14 protein-coding genes are annotated in these 17434 nt (G+C 42.4%); 13 read left to right on the top strand and 1 reads right to left on the bottom strand.

What is annotated here, in order from left to right; genetic code table 11:
* Nucleotides 1–292: 292 nt before the first annotated feature.
* Nucleotides 293–1378: a mannose-1-phosphate guanylyltransferase gene (locus EFB08_RS13000; protein ID WP_227006329.1), complete on the bottom strand. Its 1086-nt coding sequence runs from the start codon at nucleotides 1376–1378 to the stop codon at nucleotides 293–295.
* A gap of 337 nt (nucleotides 1379–1715) precedes the next feature.
* Between EFB08_RS13000 and EFB08_RS12995 the strand changes: the two genes are divergently transcribed.
* The 13 genes from EFB08_RS12995 to EFB08_RS12935 all read left to right on the top strand — a co-directional run bounded on the left by EFB08_RS12995 (nucleotide 1716) and on the right by EFB08_RS12935 (nucleotide 17423).
* A complete protein-coding gene (locus EFB08_RS12995; RefSeq protein ID WP_123127394.1) occupies nucleotides 1716–3068 on the top strand; it encodes a UDP-glucose dehydrogenase family protein in 1353 nt (450 codons plus the stop codon).
* Between the two features lie 60 nt (nucleotides 3069–3128).
* On the top strand, nucleotides 3129–4106 hold the full coding sequence (locus EFB08_RS12990) for a UDP-glucuronic acid decarboxylase family protein (protein WP_123127393.1): 978 nt from the start codon (nucleotides 3129–3131) through the stop codon (nucleotides 4104–4106).
* Nucleotides 4107–4590: 484 nt separating this feature from the next.
* Nucleotides 4591–6498 (top strand): asparagine synthase (glutamine-hydrolyzing), encoded by a 1908-nt coding sequence (gene asnB, locus EFB08_RS12985; protein ID WP_123127392.1) that lies wholly within the window; start codon nucleotides 4591–4593, stop codon nucleotides 6496–6498.
* 65 nt (nucleotides 6499–6563) lie between these two features.
* Nucleotides 6564–7916, top strand: a complete 1353-nt coding sequence (locus EFB08_RS12980; protein WP_123127391.1) for a UDP-glucose dehydrogenase family protein — start codon at nucleotides 6564–6566, stop codon at nucleotides 7914–7916.
* A 2-nt stretch (nucleotides 7917–7918) separates the two neighbouring features.
* Nucleotides 7919–8893 (top strand): UDP-glucuronic acid decarboxylase family protein, encoded by a 975-nt coding sequence (locus tag EFB08_RS12975; protein WP_123127390.1) that lies wholly within the window; start codon nucleotides 7919–7921, stop codon nucleotides 8891–8893.
* A 51-nt stretch (nucleotides 8894–8944) separates the two neighbouring features.
* Nucleotides 8945–10120, top strand: coding sequence for a dTDP-4-amino-4,6-dideoxygalactose transaminase (rffA, locus tag EFB08_RS12970; protein ID WP_227006328.1), 1176 nt, complete (start codon nucleotides 8945–8947; stop codon nucleotides 10118–10120).
* Nucleotides 10110–11153 (top strand): methionyl-tRNA formyltransferase, encoded by a 1044-nt coding sequence (locus EFB08_RS12965; protein WP_123127389.1) that lies wholly within the window; start codon nucleotides 10110–10112, stop codon nucleotides 11151–11153. Before rffA ends, EFB08_RS12965 begins: the two co-directional genes overlap by 11 nt.
* A 12-nt stretch (nucleotides 11154–11165) precedes the next feature.
* A complete protein-coding gene (locus EFB08_RS12960) occupies nucleotides 11166–12596 on the top strand; it encodes an MOP flippase family protein (protein ID WP_123127388.1) in 1431 nt (476 codons plus the stop codon).
* Nucleotide 12597: 1 nt separating this feature from the next.
* Nucleotides 12598–13782 carry a glycosyltransferase family 4 protein gene (locus tag EFB08_RS12955; protein WP_123127387.1) on the top strand — a complete coding sequence of 395 codons (1185 nt, stop codon included), beginning with the start codon at nucleotides 12598–12600 and terminating at the stop codon, nucleotides 13780–13782.
* Nucleotides 13783–13860: 78 nt separating this feature from the next.
* Entirely contained in the window at nucleotides 13861–14625 is a 765-nt protein-coding gene (locus EFB08_RS12950) for a cytidylyltransferase domain-containing protein (RefSeq protein WP_165864888.1), read from the top strand.
* 1 nt (nucleotide 14626) lies between these two features.
* Nucleotides 14627–15667 carry an N-acetylneuraminate synthase family protein gene (locus EFB08_RS12945; protein ID WP_123127385.1) on the top strand — a complete coding sequence of 347 codons (1041 nt, stop codon included), beginning with the start codon at nucleotides 14627–14629 and terminating at the stop codon, nucleotides 15665–15667.
* Between the two features lie 2 nt (nucleotides 15668–15669).
* Nucleotides 15670–16191: a KdsC family phosphatase gene (locus EFB08_RS12940; protein ID WP_123127384.1), complete on the top strand. Its 522-nt coding sequence runs from the start codon at nucleotides 15670–15672 to the stop codon at nucleotides 16189–16191.
* Entirely contained in the window at nucleotides 16191–17423 is a 1233-nt protein-coding gene (locus tag EFB08_RS12935) for a polysialyltransferase family glycosyltransferase (protein WP_123127383.1), read from the top strand. The genes EFB08_RS12940 and EFB08_RS12935 overlap by 1 nt, the downstream gene beginning before the upstream one ends.
* The last annotated feature ends 11 nt before the right edge of the window (nucleotides 17424–17434 follow it).

Raw genomic sequence — 17434 nt, 5'->3', positions numbered from 1 at the left:
GCCATAACGACTTGGGTGAATTTCGGATACAAACTCAAAACCTTTGGCCATCTGCGAAATTTTAACAATGGGCAGACGTTTGTTTTGATTGTACTGCAGCATTGGTTCTAGGCACTATTCCCTGGCAAAGGCAGCATCCTAAGAAATGTGCCCCTTGAACCCCTTCGGCTGAAAGTATTCAAGGGGCACATAAAAAGTGATTAACCGAAGGGAATAGCTTACCTCCTTAAAACGATGGCCTTTTTGAGAGTAGAGTCTCTTATAAGGGTGGTGCTATGTTTTTAGGAAAGAACTAAACGTATTCAATCCCTTTACTTGCCTTTACATGGGAGACAAAATCCTTCACTTGTTGCTCGTTTTTCCGCTGGCAGATCATCAGGACATTGTTGTGCTCTGCAACAATATAGTCTTGTAACCCCTGAATGACGACAAGTTTATCTTGCGGGGTTTTAATAATGCAGTTTTGGGTGTCATATAACATGGTGTCCCCATCCACTACATTCCCCTCGGGGGTTTTGGAGGCAATGCTGTAAAGAGAATTCCAGGTGCCAACGTCTGACCATCCCAGATCCCCCAAAATTACCTGCACATTAGCGGCTTTTTCCATAATGCCATAGTCAATAGATACATTGCGGCAGCGGGAGTAAATGGAGTCTATGAACGCTTCTTCCTGAGAAGTGTAGAAGGATGTTGGGTCTTCCTCGAAAAGATCTGCCACATCTTTCAGGTGGGTTCTAAAGGCATCCAGAATAGAATTTACGTTCCAGATAAAAATTCCAGCGTTCCAGACAAAATCACCGCCCTCTAAGAAGGAAAGGGCAGTTTCTAAAGAAGGCTTCTCTGTAAAATTTGTTACCTTCTTTGATAATTCGGAAGCATTGGGCTGGTATTGGATGTAGCCATACCCTGTATCGGGGCGGGTGGGTTTAATGCCAATAGTTACTAAGATCTTTTCTCTGGTTGCTACTTCCAAGCCTTGGTCAATGCATTCCAGAAAGGCTTGCTCCCGTAAAATGACATGGTCTGCAGGGGCTACTATTATGTTGGCTAGCGGATTCTTCTGAGCTATCTTGTAACAGGCATAGGCAATACATGGAGCAGTGTTCCTGCCAACTGGTTCCTGTAAAATCTGGTCGTCACTTAAGTCAGGGAAATGGCTCTTTACTAAATCCTTATACTCTCTGTTTGTTACTATGTAGATGTTTTCTTTAGGGCAAACTGAGAAAAAACGTTTTACGGTAGTTTGAATCATGCTTTCCCCAATGCCTAGAACATCGTGGAACTGTTTTGGGTAGTTGTTTCTGCTGAAAGGCCAAAACCTGCTGCCAACTCCGCCAGCCATTACAACTACAAATGTGTTCTCAGATAAATAATTCATAATCTAAAACTTGAGTAAAATAATGAGATACTGACGCTTTATGAAGTGAAACAAAGTTACAGTTGTGATGGTAATATGCAATAAAAAATTTAATTTATTAAATTATATAATGCAAACGTTGGAAAGAGATAGATAATTACTAATTTGAAAGCTTTGGATTGATTTTATTATGCAATTTTCAAGAAATGTACCAAAAATATACTAGTCAATTTGTGTGAAATATAGAAGCGTTGTAACTTTTTTTGCTTTTGATTAGAATACGGGTATGTTTGTATAAAGAAATCGTAAGGGTAACCCGTTTTTAGTTTAAATAAAGTATAATTCTAATATATCTATTATGAGAATCGCAGTAGTAGGCACTGGTTACGTGGGCCTGGTGACGGGCACGTGCTTCGCCGAGGTTGGCATCGACGTGACCTGCATCGACGTCAATGTAAAAAAGATCGAGGATCTGAAGCAGGGCGTGCTGCCCATCTACGAGCCGGGGCTGGAGGAGATGGTGCTGCGCAACGTGGAGAAGGGGCGCCTGCAGTTCTCCACGGACCTGGGCTCGGCCATCCAGGGCTGCGACGCGGCCTTCATCGCGGTGGGCACGCCCCCGGGGGAGGACGGCTCGGCGGACCTGAAGTACGTGCTGGGCGTGGCCCGGGAGATCGGCCAGCGCATGGACGACTACCTGGTGGTGGTGACCAAGAGCACCGTGCCGGTGGGCACGGCCCAAAAGGTGAAGCAGGCGGTTACAGAGGAATTAGAGAAGAGAGGCTCTGGCCTGGCCTTCGACGTGGCCTCCAACCCCGAGTTCCTCAAGGAGGGCGCCGCGATCGACGACTTCCTCAAGCCCGACCGGATTGTCATCGGCGTGGAGAGCGAGCAGGCCGAGGAGGTGATGCGCAAGCTCTACAAGCCGTTCCTATTGAACGGGCACCCGATCATCTTCATGGACGTGCCCTCGGCGGAGATGACCAAGTACGCGGCCAACTCGATGCTGGCCACCAAGATCAGCTTCATGAACGACATCGCCAACCTGTGCGAGCTGATGGGGGCGGACGTGAACATGGTGCGCCGCGGCATCGGCTCGGATAGCCGCATCGGCAACAAGTTCATCTACCCGGGCATCGGCTACGGGGGCTCCTGCTTCCCCAAGGACGTGAAGGCGCTCATCAAGACGGCCGAGGAGAACGGCTACACCATGCAGATCCTCAAATCGGTCGAGTCGGTGAACGAGAACCAGAAGGAGGTGCTCTTCAACAAGGTGATGCGCCACTTCTCGGGGGACATCAGCGGCAAGACCTTCGCTCTGTGGGGACTCTCCTTCAAGCCCAAGACCGACGACATGCGCGAGGCGCCCTCGCTGGTGATCATTGACAGGCTCCTGGCCGAGGGTGCCAGCGTGGTGGCCTACGACCCGGTGGCCATCAAGGAGGCCCGGCACATGATCGGGGAGAACGACAGGGTCACCTACGCCAAGGACGAGTACGAGGCGCTCATCGACGCGGACGCGCTGCTGGTCGTGACCGAGTGGCCCGAGTTCCGCTCGCCCAACTTCCAGGTCATCGGCAAGCTGCTGAAAAGCAAGGTCATCATCGACGGCCGCAACATCTACGAGGCCAAGGAGCTGCAGGAGCTGGGCTTCTGCTACTACGGCATCGGGGTGAAGGAGGTGCTGCCCATCGTGGAGACCACCAACTAAACAAAGGATCGCTTCCCAACGGGAAGGCTTACCAATAACAGACGCTACTTTTGGCTTACAATGGCAAAAACGGATAGAAAACGCGTACTCATCACCGGCGCCGCGGGGTTTTTGGGCTCGCACTTGTGCGACCGCTTCATAGACGAGGGCTACCACGTCATCGGGATGGACAACCTCATCACGGGCGACCTCAAAAACGTCGAGCACCTATTTAAGTTAGAGCAGTTCGAGTTCTACAACCACGACGTGTCCAAGTACGTGCACGTGCCGGGGGGGCTGGACTACATCCTGCACTTCGCCTCGCCGGCCTCGCCGATCGACTACCTCAAGATCCCGATCCAGACGCTGAAGGTCGGCTCCCTGGGCACGCACAACCTCCTGGGCCTTGCGCGGGCGAAGGGCGCGCGGATGCTGATCGCCTCCACCTCGGAGGTGTACGGCGACCCGGAGGTGCACCCGCAGGTGGAGGAGTACTGGGGGAACGTGAACCCCGTCGGGCCCAGGGGCTGCTACGACGAGGCCAAGCGCTTCCAGGAGGCCATCACCATGGCCTACCACATGCACCACGGGCTGGAGACCCGCATCGTGCGGATCTTCAACACCTACGGCCCCCGCATGCGCCTCAACGACGGCCGCGTGCTGCCCGCCTTCATGGGCCAGGCGCTCAGGGGCGAGGAGCTCTCTATCTTCGGGGACGGCTCCCAGACGCGCTCCTTCTGCTACGTGGACGACCTGGTGGAGGGCATCTACCGGCTGCTCTTGAGCGACTACGCCCTGCCGGTGAACATCGGCAACCCGAGCGAGGTGACCATAAAGGAGTTCGCCGAGGAGATCTGCCGCCTGACCGGGGTGGAGTTCAAACTGGGCTACCAGCCCCTGCCGGAGAACGACCCGCAGAAAAGGAGACCCGACATCACCAAGGCCAAGGCCATCCTGGGCTGGGAACCCAAGGTGTCCCGGGCCGAGGGCCTCAGACGCACCCTGGAGTACTTCCGCGAGAACGTCCACGTGGCCGAAGTGGAGCACAGGGCGTTCTAAACCTGTTTTTCAAAAACAGACAAGAAAGGGTTTGCCACAAACAGGTGGTAAACCCTTTCTTTATTAATGCCCATAGTTTCGTGTTGAAGGAAGAGGGAGCCTGCCGCGGTTTCATAAAGTGCAGGATGTATGTCTCAATAAGGACTTGCTTAATGTGAGCTACTGTTCGTTTATGACCTGTTTATAGGACATTCTAATTATCCTACTGCAACAAAGTTTGATGCAGTGGAAAATTCTGGGTGGAATTAACTGAAGACGTTTTGCTTGGATTAATTATAAAATTATCAAAAAACACAAATGGTGATATAAAAAGTTAAAATCAAGGATAAATTCTTAATAATTTGTTTTTTGTTAATTAAATCACTGATAATTAGATATTTGAAACAGTTTTTAGGCTTTAGAGAGGAATGCATTTGTAAGGCGAAGTATAATCTATCCGATATAGTAAAACCATCTCAAGGATATGTCGTACCTTTGCGGCAATATGTGCGGTATATCAGGAATCTACGCTTTTACTCAGGAGGGCCGTTTGGCCATCGAACGTTTACCAGACTCAACTGACGCGCTTCAACTGCGCGGCCCAGACTCCGGCGGGCATTTTACCCACGGAAACGTAGGGTTAGGCCATCGGCGCCTATCCATCATCGATGTGAGTGATGTGGCTTGCCAGCCCATGCATACAGAAAACGAACGCTATACCATTGTCTTCAATGGCGAAATCTTTAACTTTCAGGAGCTTAAAAAGCAACTGTTAGAGAAAGGATACACCTTCTTCTCGCATTCTGATACGGAGGTGTTGCTGAAGTACTATATAGAAGAAGGTCCTTCTTTCCTGAAGAAACTGAACGGCTTTTTCGCTTTCGCCATCTACGATAAAGAGGAAGAAACCCTGTTCGTAGCCCGGGATCGCTATGGCGTAAAGCCGCTATTGATGTTCCAGGATGAGGAAAAACTGGTTTTTGCCTCCGAGATGAAGTCACTGTTGGCGTTTGGGATTCCGCGTAAACTAGATTATGCCTCTTTGTATGAGTACCTGCAGCTAAATTACATTCCTGCTCCTGCTTCCATCTTCAAAGGCGTCAAAAAGCTGATGCCGGGCCATTACTTTATGGTAGGTAAGAAAGGTAAAGTGGAAGTAAAGCGGTGGTACAAGATTCCATACGACGAGAAAAAGGTAAAGCACAACGCCCTTTCTTATGAGGCGCAGCAAAAAAAACTGGTTGACTTGATGGATGGTGCGGTGCAGCGCCGCATGATCTCCGATGTTCCTTTAGGCGCTTTCCTGAGCGGCGGGATTGATTCATCGGCGATTGTGGCCTTGGCTTCTCGCCATACGCAACACCTGAATACCTTTTCCATCGGGTATAAAGACGAGCCTTTCTTTGACGAGACCAAGTACTCCAAATTGGTCGCTGACAAATATAAGACCAACCATACAGTCTTCTCGCTTACCAACAATGATTTGTACGAGCATCTCTTCCGGGCACTCGATTACATAGATGAGCCTTTCGCTGATTCTTCAGCCCTTGCCGTGAATATCCTGAGTCACTACACCCGCCAGAAAGTGACCGTAGCCTTATCAGGCGATGGTGCAGATGAACTCTTTGCCGGCTATAACAAGCACATGGCTGAGTACAAAGTCCGCCAAGGTGGATTTGCTGCCGAAGCAGTGGCTGCTTTGCTGCCGGTTTGGGAAATGATGCCAAAATCAAGGAATTCTTCCTTCGGAAATCGAATCCGGCAGTTCCAGCGTTTTGGCGAGGGAATGAACCTTTCGGCTAAAGACCGCTATTGGCGCTGGGCCTCCTTCGCCACCGAAGAAGACGCTAAATCTTTGCTCAGCGGAAGGTCTAAAAAGATCCTCTCTAAAGATGTCTATAAGAAGCGGCGCCAAAAGATTTTAAGCCACCTTTCGCATAAAGGGGATATAAACGAGGTGCTCTTAACCGATATGCAACTCGTACTGCCCAATGACATGCTCACCAAGGTGGATCTCATGTCCATGGCTAACAGCTTAGAGGTGCGAACGCCCTTCCTGGATTACAAAGTCGTGAACTTCGCTTTCTCCTTGCCGCAGTCCTCCAAGATTGACGGCAACATGAAGAAGAAGATCGTGCAGGATGCCTTCCGCGAGATGCTTCCCGCAGAACTGTACAAACGCCCGAAACATGGTTTTGAGGTTCCTTTGCTAAAATGGTTCCAAAACGAACTTCGGCCTATGATCATGGATGATTTGTTGTCAGATGCCTTTATTGAAGCCCAAGGAATTTTCAACCTTAAAGAGATCCAGCGGCTGAAAGCCCAGCTTTTCTCTAAAAACCCAGGCGACATTCACGCCCGCATTTGGGCCTTGGTCGTATTCCAGCATTGGTGGAAGAAGTGGATGGCTTAATAAGAATCAAAGTCCTTTATTATCTAGAGTAGCACTTGAACAATCTTAACATTTAAAATTCTCCCATGAAAATTGCAGTAGTAGGAACAGGCTACGTGGGCCTGGTAACAGGTACTTGCTTCGCAGAAGTAGGTATTGATGTAACTTGTATTGATGTCAACGTTAAAAAGATTGAGGATCTTAAGCAGGGCATCTTGCCTATTTACGAGCCAGGTCTCGAAGAAATGGTGATGCGGAACGTCGCAAAAGACCGGTTGCATTTTTCCACAGACTTGGCTACTGCTATTCAAGGGTGTGACGCGGCTTTTATCGCTGTAGGTACCCCTCCGGGCGAAGATGGCTCCGCAGATTTGAAATATGTGTTAGGCGTGGCCCGGGAGATTGGCCAGCACATGAACGACTACTTGGTTGTGGTGACCAAGAGCACCGTACCAGTAGGAACAGCTAATAAAGTAAAGCAAGCGGTGGCCGAAGAGTTAGAGAAGAGAGGGTCTAAACTTTCTTTCGACGTAGCATCCAACCCAGAATTCCTGAAAGAAGGAGCAGCTATTGATGATTTCCTAAAGCCCGACAGAATTGTGATCGGGGTGGAGAGCGAGCAGGCCGAGGAGGTCATGCGCAAGCTTTACAAGCCTTTTTTGTTGAACGGTCACCCTATTATTTTCATGGATGTGCCTTCGGCGGAGATGACCAAGTACGCGGCAAACTCTATGCTAGCCACCAAGATCAGCTTCATGAACGACATCGCCAACTTGTGTGAGATAATGGGGGCCGATGTAAACATGGTACGTCGTGGAATTGGCTCTGATTCCCGCATCGGGAACAAATTTATCTACCCAGGCATTGGTTATGGAGGCTCTTGCTTCCCTAAGGATGTGAAAGCCCTGATCAAAACTGCTGCTGAGAATGGATACCAGATGCAAATCCTACAGGCTGTAGAATCTGTGAACGAGAACCAAAAAGAAGTACTTTTCAACAAGGTGATGAAACACTTTGGTGGGGATCTTGCCGGGAAAACCTTCGCGCTATGGGGACTTTCCTTCAAGCCTAAAACCGATGATATGCGCGAGGCACCTTCTTTGGTGATCATTGAGAAGCTTTTAGCCGAAGGTGCCAGTGTAAAGGCCTATGACCCGGTGGCGATCAAAGAGGCGAAGCACATGATTGGAGAAAACGAAAAGGTGGAATACGCCCAGGATGAGTACGAGGCCTTAATTGATGCTGATGCATTATTGATTGTTACAGAATGGCCAGATTTCCGCTCACCTAATTTCCAAGTAATAGGTAAGCTGCTTAAAAATAAAGTAATTATAGACGGTCGTAATATCTATGAGGCCAAAGAGCTGCAGGAGCAAGGTTTCGCTTACTATGGCATTGGTGTCAAAGAGGTGCAACCAGTAATTGAAATGACTAACTAAGCATGAGTAAAGATAGAAAACGCGTATTAATTACTGGGGCTGCCGGGTTTTTGGGATCACACCTTTGTGATCGCTTCATCAAGGAAGGATACCATGTCATTGCCATGGATAACCTTATTACTGGTGACCTGAAGAATATAGAACATCTGTTCAAATTAGAACAGTTTGAGTACTATAATCATGATGTCTCTAAATATGTGCATGTGCCTGGGCATTTAGACTATATTTTGCACTTCGCTTCTCCGGCATCACCTATTGATTACCTAAAAATTCCAATCCAAACCCTAAAAGTTGGATCATTGGGAACCCATAATTTACTGGGGTTGGCTAGAGCGAAAGGTGCAAGGCTGATTATTGCTTCAACTTCCGAGGTTTATGGAGATCCTGAGATTCACCCACAGGTGGAGGAGTACTGGGGCAATGTGAATCCAGTAGGGCCACGTGGCTGCTACGACGAGGCCAAGCGCTTCCAGGAGGCCATCACCATGGCCTACCACACCCACCACGGGCTGGAGACCAGGATTGTGCGGATCTTCAACACCTACGGCCCGCGCATGCGCCTCAACGACGGCCGCGTGCTGCCCGCCTTCATGGGCCAGGCGCTGAGAGGGGAGGAGCTGAGCATCTTCGGGGACGGCTCCCAGACGCGCTCCTTCTGCTACGTGGACGACCTCATCGAGGGCATCTACCGGTTGCTGCTGAGCGACTACGCCCTGCCGGTGAACATCGGCAACCCCAGCGAGGTGACGATAAAGGAGTTCGCCGAGGAGATCTGCAAGCTGACCGGCGTGGAGCTGAAATTAGGGTACCAACCTTTACCTGAAAATGATCCTCAGAAAAGAAGGCCCGACATCTCCAAGGCCAAGGCCCTGCTGGGCTGGGAACCCCAGGTCTCCCGCGCCGAGGGGCTCAGGAGGACCCTGGAGTACTTCCAAGAGCACGTGAAAGATGCGCCAATTCAGGCAAGGAATTTTTGAAAACACCGTGAATATCAAGATGCTGCTAATAGAACCAGGCTGTCTATTGATATGAAAGTAAGTAAATTAGTAAAAAGTAGTATAAAAATGATTCCATTTAATAAGCCTTTAGTAGTAGGGGCAGAAATGAAATATTTAGAGGAAGTATTTGTAAAGGCAAAGTTCTGCGGTGATGGTGAATTCACCAAAAGAAGCCATGAATGGTTAGAACAAAAGACAGGAGCCAAAAGGGCTCTTCTGACTACTTCATGTACCCATGCCATTGAGATGGCTGCCATCTTAGCTGAGGTGCAATCTGGTGATGAAGTAATAATGCCCTCTTTTACTTTTGTTTCGACAGCTAATCCCTTTGTGTTAAGAGGGGCAAAAATTGTTTTTGTTGATGTTCGGCCAGATACAATGAATATTGATGAAACCAAAATCGAAGCCGCAATCACTGCTAAGACTAAAGTAATTGTTCCTGTCCATTATGCTGGCGTTTCTTGTGAAATGGATGTAATTATGGATATTGCCCGTAGACACAATTTATTAGTCATAGAGGATGCAGCTCAGGGAATAGGTGCCACCTATAAAGGTAAGCCACTTGGAGCTATTGGTCATCTAGGTTGTTTAAGCTTCCATGAGACCAAAAATATTCAGTGTGGAGAAGGAGGAGCATTACTTATAAATGATGACAAGTTTATCGAAAGAGCAGAAATAATTAGAGAGAAAGGTACAAACAGATCAAGATTTCTAAGGGGGCAGGTAGATAAATATACTTGGGTGGATGTAGGATCCAGTTACCTGCCAAGTGAATTAAATGCTGCGGTTTTATTGGCTCAATTTGAGAACGTTGAAAAGGTAACAGCCAGGCGACTAGAACTATGGAGTAATTATAAAGAAATGCTTTCTTCCCTAGCAGATGAAGGCAAAATTGAATTACCAACTCTTCCCAAGGGCACTGGACATAATGGACACATATTTTACCTAAAAGTTTCAAATGGTGAAGAACGTGATCATCTTATTGCTTTTCTAAAAGAAAAAGGAATACAGGCTGTTTTTCATTACGTGCCTCTCCACTCTGCTACTGCTGGAGGATCTTTTGGCTTGTTTAGTGAAGTGGATTTATTCACTACAAAAGAAAGCGAAAGGCTGCTGAGGTTACCTATGTTCTTTGAATTAGAAAAGGAGGACCAGGAAAAAATAGCTGAATCTATAAAAAGATTCTTTTCAAGAAATGAAAATTAAGACAATTTTATACTGTGGACATTTATCTAGATATGGTGTCGCAAATTTGTTGCCTTTATTAGAAAGCTCATTATTTGATGTGCAAGAAATAGTCTTTGGTGATAACAAGCGTTGGAGAATTTTCAAAGGAGCTTTAGAAGGATGTGATTACACAAAGAATAAACAATTTGATAAGGTTTTCAAAAATAAAACCAAGATAGTTACTGAACTAATAAGCAAAATCAGCCAAGGAAGTGTCAGATTTACTCATGACGTGAACTCTGAAGAGGAGATAAAAGTGGTGATGTCTTATGATTTGATTATTTCAGTTGCTTATCCTCAAATCTTCAGCCGTAACCTTATCTCAGCTCCAAAAAAGGGTGCTATTAATTTTCATCCTTCCTATTTACCTAGATGTAGAGGTGCTCACCCTGTATATTGGACTATTGCATCAAAAGAAGCGTATGGTGGTATTTCATGCCATTACATGACAGAGAAGCTTGATAATGGACCAATCCTTGCCAGAAGAAAGATTGATTTTGATCAAAATAATATTACTTACAGGGAACTCTATAATTTGATAGAAAAGCAAAGTCCTTGCCTAGTAAAAGATGTAGAGCGCTTTTTTATAGAAGGAGCGGTGCCCGTAGAGCAAGAAGCTGAATACACATATTTCAGGAATGATAGACAAATTCACAGGAAAGTTTATTTTCAAAGAGAAAGCATCTTTCAGATAAGTGCTAAAATAAGAGCAGGAAATGCATTCGCATACAATAATAAAGGCTTAAAAATAATCTTCTCACAAGAAGTTTCTATTTCGAAAGCGCTTAAGAGTGTAACAAATAAATATGAGGGCAATTTGCCAAATGGTTGTGTTGTAGAATTTGATGAGCATACTGTTACATTTGTGCAAGACGAGGAGTTTATAAAAACAGGCTACAGAGTTGATTACTCTGAATTCTCGGTTTATAAAATGGTTGTTAAAATTAAAAAACTGATTAATATCAAAAGTTTTCGTTTTAACGCTTTGTCAATAGGGGAAATACTGTCTTAGTATCATTATTGAATGGATTTACAAAAGCAGGCAGTATCTGGTGTCCGATGGACAAGTCTTGTTAACATTATTAATGTCTCTGTTCAATTTATACAGCTTGCTATTCTTGCCAGATTTTTATCACCATCCGATTACGGGTTAATGGCCATAGTTTCTGTTGTTATTGGCTTTGCTTCAAATTTCAAGGACATGGGTGTAAGTAATGCCATCATTTACAGAAAAGACATTAGTGCAATTCAGATGTCAACTCTTTATTGGTTAACTCTGTTAAGTAGTGCTTTGCTCTTTCTCATAACTGCTCTAGTTAGTCCTTTGATAGCTAGTTTTTATAATGATGAAAGGCTCATACCTCTGCTTATACTAATAGCTAGTACTTTTATTATAAGCAGTTTTGGTGCGCAATATAGTGTTCTACTAACTAAACAACTTAAATTTGGTGTTCTTGCAAAAAGAGAAATTGCTAGTCAATTAATTTCTCTTGCGACAGCTGTGAGTTTTGCAATTGCGGGTTATGGAGTATATTCATTGATTTTTTCTGTTATTATAAGTTCAATCTTTAATACTGTGTTTTTATTAATTATAGGGAATAAAATATACAGACCAAGTTTTCATTTTGAGTGGAAAGAAGTGAAAGAATTTATAAACTTTGGCTTATTTCAAATGGGTCAACAGATTATGAATTACTTTAATACTCAGATAGACATAATGATCATAGGTAAGCTAGTAAGTACTCATGAGCTTGGGTTGTATTCTGTTGCCAAAAATTTGGCAATGAGGCCATTCCAAGTTATAAATCCAATTATAACGAAAGTAACAATGCCTGTCATGGCTAAAGTAAATGATGATGAAGCACTTCTTAAAAATATATACCTCAAAACTATGAGGTTTACTTCATCTTTAAATTTCCCTATATATTTAGCAATAATTATCTTGGTTCAGCCAATAGTTTTAATCATTTATGGGAATAAATGGGATGGTGTTGCCCCAATGATACAGATATTATCTGTATATACAATGATAAGATCTACTGCTAATCCAGTTGGTTCTCTTCAAATGGCTAAAGGCAGGGCTGATATGGCATTCTATTGGAATTTAGGCCTATTGGCTTTAGTGCCTTTAGGTGTGTTTATAGGGAGTAAATGGGGGATGTATGGGATAATGTGGGCGCAAGTTGCATTGCAGATAGGTTTGATTTTTCCCAACTTTTACTTTCAGGTTAATAGACTTATATCTGTTAAAGCATGGGAGTATTTTGAAACTATAGTTTTACCTTTAATCATTGCTCTAATTGCTGGTTTTTTTAGTTATTGGTTTGTTGATATTGTAAATACAGCCTTCCTGAAAATAGCAATTACTGGAACTATAGGGTTTGGAATTTATTTAGTAATAAGCTATATCTTTAATAGAGAGTTTATTGAGGATTTAAAAAAAATCAAAAAATAAAATGAAAGTTTTGCATTGTTTTGGAAGATATTTGCCAATTACAGAAAACTGGGTGTTTAGGCTCTTGTCATTTTTGCCAGACGTTCAGATAATTATTACTGCTAACTCCTTTTTGAAAGGTAATTTTTATAATAAAGAATTTAAATATATTGAGTTTCCGGCTACTTTTTTTAAACAGCCTGCAGAAAAGAGTATTTTCACAATAAGAATTCTTAATGCTCTTACCAAAGTTATAAGAAAATTTTTTGCTGACTATATAGTGATGCACTCTGAGGATGTTGATTTTGTGCATTCACATTTTGCTCCTACTGCTTGGGCCTATCATGATATTGCTAAAAGATTAAATGTTCCTCATGTTATTTCTTTCTATGGTTATGATTATGAAATGCTTCCATTCACAGAGCCAATTTGGGAATCAAGGTATCAACAGATGTTTAAAGAAGCTGCCCTGTTTATTTGTGAGGGCAGCCATGGTGCAAGGGTCTTAATTGACAAAGGTTGCCCGGTACATAAAGTAAAGATTATTAAACTTGGAGTCGAAATAGATAGAATTCCTTTTACTTCTAGGAAAAAAGAAACCAATACATTGAAGCTTTTGCAGATTGCTTCTCTCAAGGAGAAAAAAGGTCATGTTTTTACAGTAAAAGCATTTTTAAATGCTTTATATACGTGTCCCAATGCAGAGCTTACTTTAGTAGGAGGAAATATTAATGATCCCATGAGGAGCCAACTTGAGGAGATGGTGAGAGCAGCTAACGCGACAGACAAAGTTTTCTTTGTAGAATCTATAGATTTCAAAAATCTTTATTCTTTCATGGAAAATTATCATGTTTTTATACATCCTAGTTGCTATGCACAAGACAAGGATTGTGAAGGAGGAGCGCCTGTAGTATTACTTGATGCCCAAGCAACAGGTATGCCTATAATATCAACAAGACATTGTGATATTCCGGATGAAGTTATACATGGTGAGACAGGGCTATTGGCGCAAGAAAAAAACATTGATGAATTAGCACAATTTATCCAAACTTTTTACGAAATGGATCAAGCCAAGTATAACCTGTTTGCAACACAGGCAAGAAAACATGTAGAAAAGAACTTTGATGTTTCCTTAACTAGTAGAGACCTGTCAAAAATATACGTTGACCTTAAAGAGAAAACGTGTCATTATCAAAGCAAAAGATAAACTTATTCTGAAAAGACGTTATAAGGAAACAACAGAATTAATATCATCATTATCTTTTTATAAAAAAAATATTTGACTGTGAAAGATGAGAATATAGGTATCATTGTTCAAGCAAGAACAGGTTCTACCCGGTTGCATAATAAAATTGTCAAACCATTTTATAATGGCCTAACCATACTAGACATCATTCTGGAAAGAGTTAAATCTAATCGATATGGTGCTCTGGTAGTGCTTGCCACTTCCACTAATCCTTCTGATACTGCTTTAGAGAAAGTGGCTAAGCATCATAATATTCCTTTTTTTAAGGGGGATGAGCAGAATGTATTAAAAAGGTTTGTGGATGCAGCTGATTATTTTGGTTTCTCTACGATTATGCGAGTTTGCTCAGACAATCCTTTCTTACATTTAAATAGCATAGATGAACTAATTGGGGAATATACTCGTAATCCCGCAGATTATATTAGTTTCATGAATGGGGAGATGGTGCCCGTTATTCGAACTCACTTGGGTTTATTTACTGAAATTATTTCTGTAGCTGCACTTAAGAAAACTCAGCAGTTGACTTCAGAGGCTCTATTTTGTGAGCATGTGACCAATTACATTTATACTCATCCTGAGAATTTTAAAGTTAAACTTTTGCCTTTGCCTTCATTCCTCAAAAACCGGAATGATATAAGATTGACCATTGATACATTGGAGGATTTTGAGATTTTATCAGAGTTGTATTCGGCCTTTATTGCTGATGCTTCCAATTTTGATATAAAATCCCTTGTAGACTTTATAGACAACAATTTAGCATTGTTGGAAGGAATGAAAAATAGTATTGTTAAAAATAGTAAGTAAAATGAAAAAGACTTATGTAATTGGCGAAATAGGCCAAAACCATAACGGTTCCGTTGATATTGCCAAGTTAATTATTGACAAAGCAGCTCAAGAAGTAACAGATAATTTGTTTGGGGCTAAGCTTGATCGAATGAATGCTGTAAAGCTAACCAAACGTGATTTAAAGGAGGAACTCTCTGCTTCAGCTATGAGTAAACCTTATAACTCAGTTCACTCGTTTGGAAAGACTTATGGGGAACATAGAGAGAAGCTGGAGCTCAATGATGAGCAACATTATGAACTTTACCTGTATGCCAAAGAGCAGGGACTTGACTTTGTTGAAACGTTATGTGCTGTGGGCTGCTTATCTATGTTTAGATATTTTACCCCTGACCGCTTAAAAGTAGCAAGTAGAGATTTAACCAACTTGCCTCTGCTTTCTGCTATGGCAGAAACTAAAGTTCCTATGATTTTATCAACTGGCATGGGAGGAGAGGAAGAGTTGAATAATGCACTGGATGTTATTTCCAGGTATCATTCTGATATTTCAATTCTCCATTGTTTGTCTCAGTATCCATCTGAATACAAAAACATAAACCTTCATACCATTACCTATTTGAAGGAACGTTTCCCTCAATATAAAATTGGATACTCAGACCATTCGATTGGTATTTCTATCCCAACTGCAGCAGTAGCATTGGGTGCAGAAATCATTGAAAAACACATCACCCTTGATAGAACCATGAAGGGTACTGACCAAGCAGGCTCTTTGGCCCCTGATGGAATGTACAGAATGATGCGTGACCTCAGAAATCTTGAAATGGCCTTGGGAATAAAGGAAATGTTTTTATGTGATGCTGTTTCTGAGGCAAAAGTAAAGTTAGAAAGATCAATCGCTTCCAAAAGGCTTATCAAAAAGGGTGACCAGATCAAAGAAGAAGATTTGCATCTATTGAGTCCTGGAGATGGTTTTAAGTGGGTGGAAAAGGAACAGATTATTGGAAAGATTGCATCTGCTGATATTCCGCAAGATGAGGTTATCTATAAAGGGATGCTTGCGTAATCATGTTGCCTAAACTTGTATTAACGGACATAGATGGTGTATGGACAGATGGCGGCATGTACTATGACCAAACAGGAAATGAATGGAAAAGATTTAACACCTCGGATAGTGCCGGGGTGTTATTTTGTAAAGTGCTAGGCATTCCAGTAGGCATAATTACTGCTGAGAATACACAAATTGTTTACAGAAGGGCTGAGAAGCTTAAGGTAGATTACCTTTTCCAAGGTGTCAAAGATAAGTTAGCGGTAGTAACTAAACTTTGCCAAGATCTTAAAGTCGATATAAAAGATGTCGCTTATATTGGCGACGATTTGGGAGATTTAAGCGTTTTAAAAGCAGTTGGATTGCCTTGTTCACCAGCTAATGCACCTCTATATATTAAAAATCATGCTAAATGGATTACTGAGAAAAGAGGCGGTGAAGGAGCATTCAGGGAGTTTGTTGAAAGATTTATCATTGAGAATGGAATGATGGAAACTGTTTTAAATAAGGTTCACGAAAGGGTGATGGACAACAAACAATAATGGTATCAGAGAAAGATATGGGAAATAAAGGTAGTAAACTTACTATCTTATTAATATGGGGATATCAAAGAAAAGGGTGGATACTTCCTTTTGAAAAACTTAAAGAAGAATTCAATTTTGTATACCTACATTATGTTTCTCCTGAGCAGGAAACTGACTGTTTTACACAACAAAAGCGGATATATTGGCAGAAATTTACTGATGCATATCAACTTTTAGAAGAAGTTAAACCTTCAAAGATTGTGTTCATGAGTATATTTAATGGTTTAGATATTGCCTTAAATATTGCTGCTAAGAATAAAGGTATAAAAACCTTTATTCTCCAACATGGAATGTTTACCACATATGCTGATTATAGGGCTAGAGAAGTAAAATATAAAAACATTTCAGAGGTAAAGCAAGATTTGGAAAGTGGGGTTCCCGCTCCTTTAACATTTAGTTCTTTTGCTTTTTTAAAGAAGACTTTAAAATGGTCGGATTACCTCGGTTTATCAAAGTATCCCTTTTACTATTATTTGTTAAAAAAAGAAAGCCAGCTTTATGCAGCCAAGCATATAAGGTTTAAGGGGCGTATGCCAGATAAATATATTTGCTATACACCTAAATCTGCTATTATACATTTTGAAATTGACAAAGCAGCCCCTCAAGATGTATTTTATATAGGAAATCCTGAATTTGATACCTTTTTGCAAACATGGGATTCTCTACAGCCAATTAATGAGGAATATTATCTTCATGTTGATCAAGCTTTTGCTGGTAGTAGATTTGGAGAACGTATGGTAACCAAAGAGGAGATGATTTCCTTTTGGTTTAAACTTAATGCGTTCTGTATGAATAAAAATGCGAGATTAAAAATAAAGCTTCATCCAGAAAACTTTAAGAGTGATTGGTTGCCTACTCATCCTAATATAGACTGGATAAAAGAATCAAATGAAATTGAACGTCTTATTAAAAGTAGCAAAGGTTGTTTTGGATTCTTTTCAACCTTAATTATACCTGCTGTTTATTTCAAAAAGACAATTCTTTTCAAGTTGTCAGATTCTGAAATTCAAAATGATATGTTAAAAATGGGGATGATTCGTTTGTTAGATTTTTCGAAGTTCAATTCTGAAGATATAGAATTTGATAGTTTTGTGAAGAAGCAAGATGACTTGAATGTCTTTGAAAAAAATTACTTTTATAAAATTGATGGTAAATCCTTGGAAAGATTAAGCTGTATACTACGCAAGTGATCTGCAGGAGC

Origin of the sequence: Rufibacter latericius, assembly GCF_003721515.1 — a bacterium.
Taxonomy (GTDB): domain Bacteria; phylum Bacteroidota; class Bacteroidia; order Cytophagales; family Hymenobacteraceae; genus Nibribacter; species Nibribacter latericius.
Note: the sequence above shows the minus strand (reverse complement) of the source record. Positions and strands in the feature narration are given on the sequence as shown.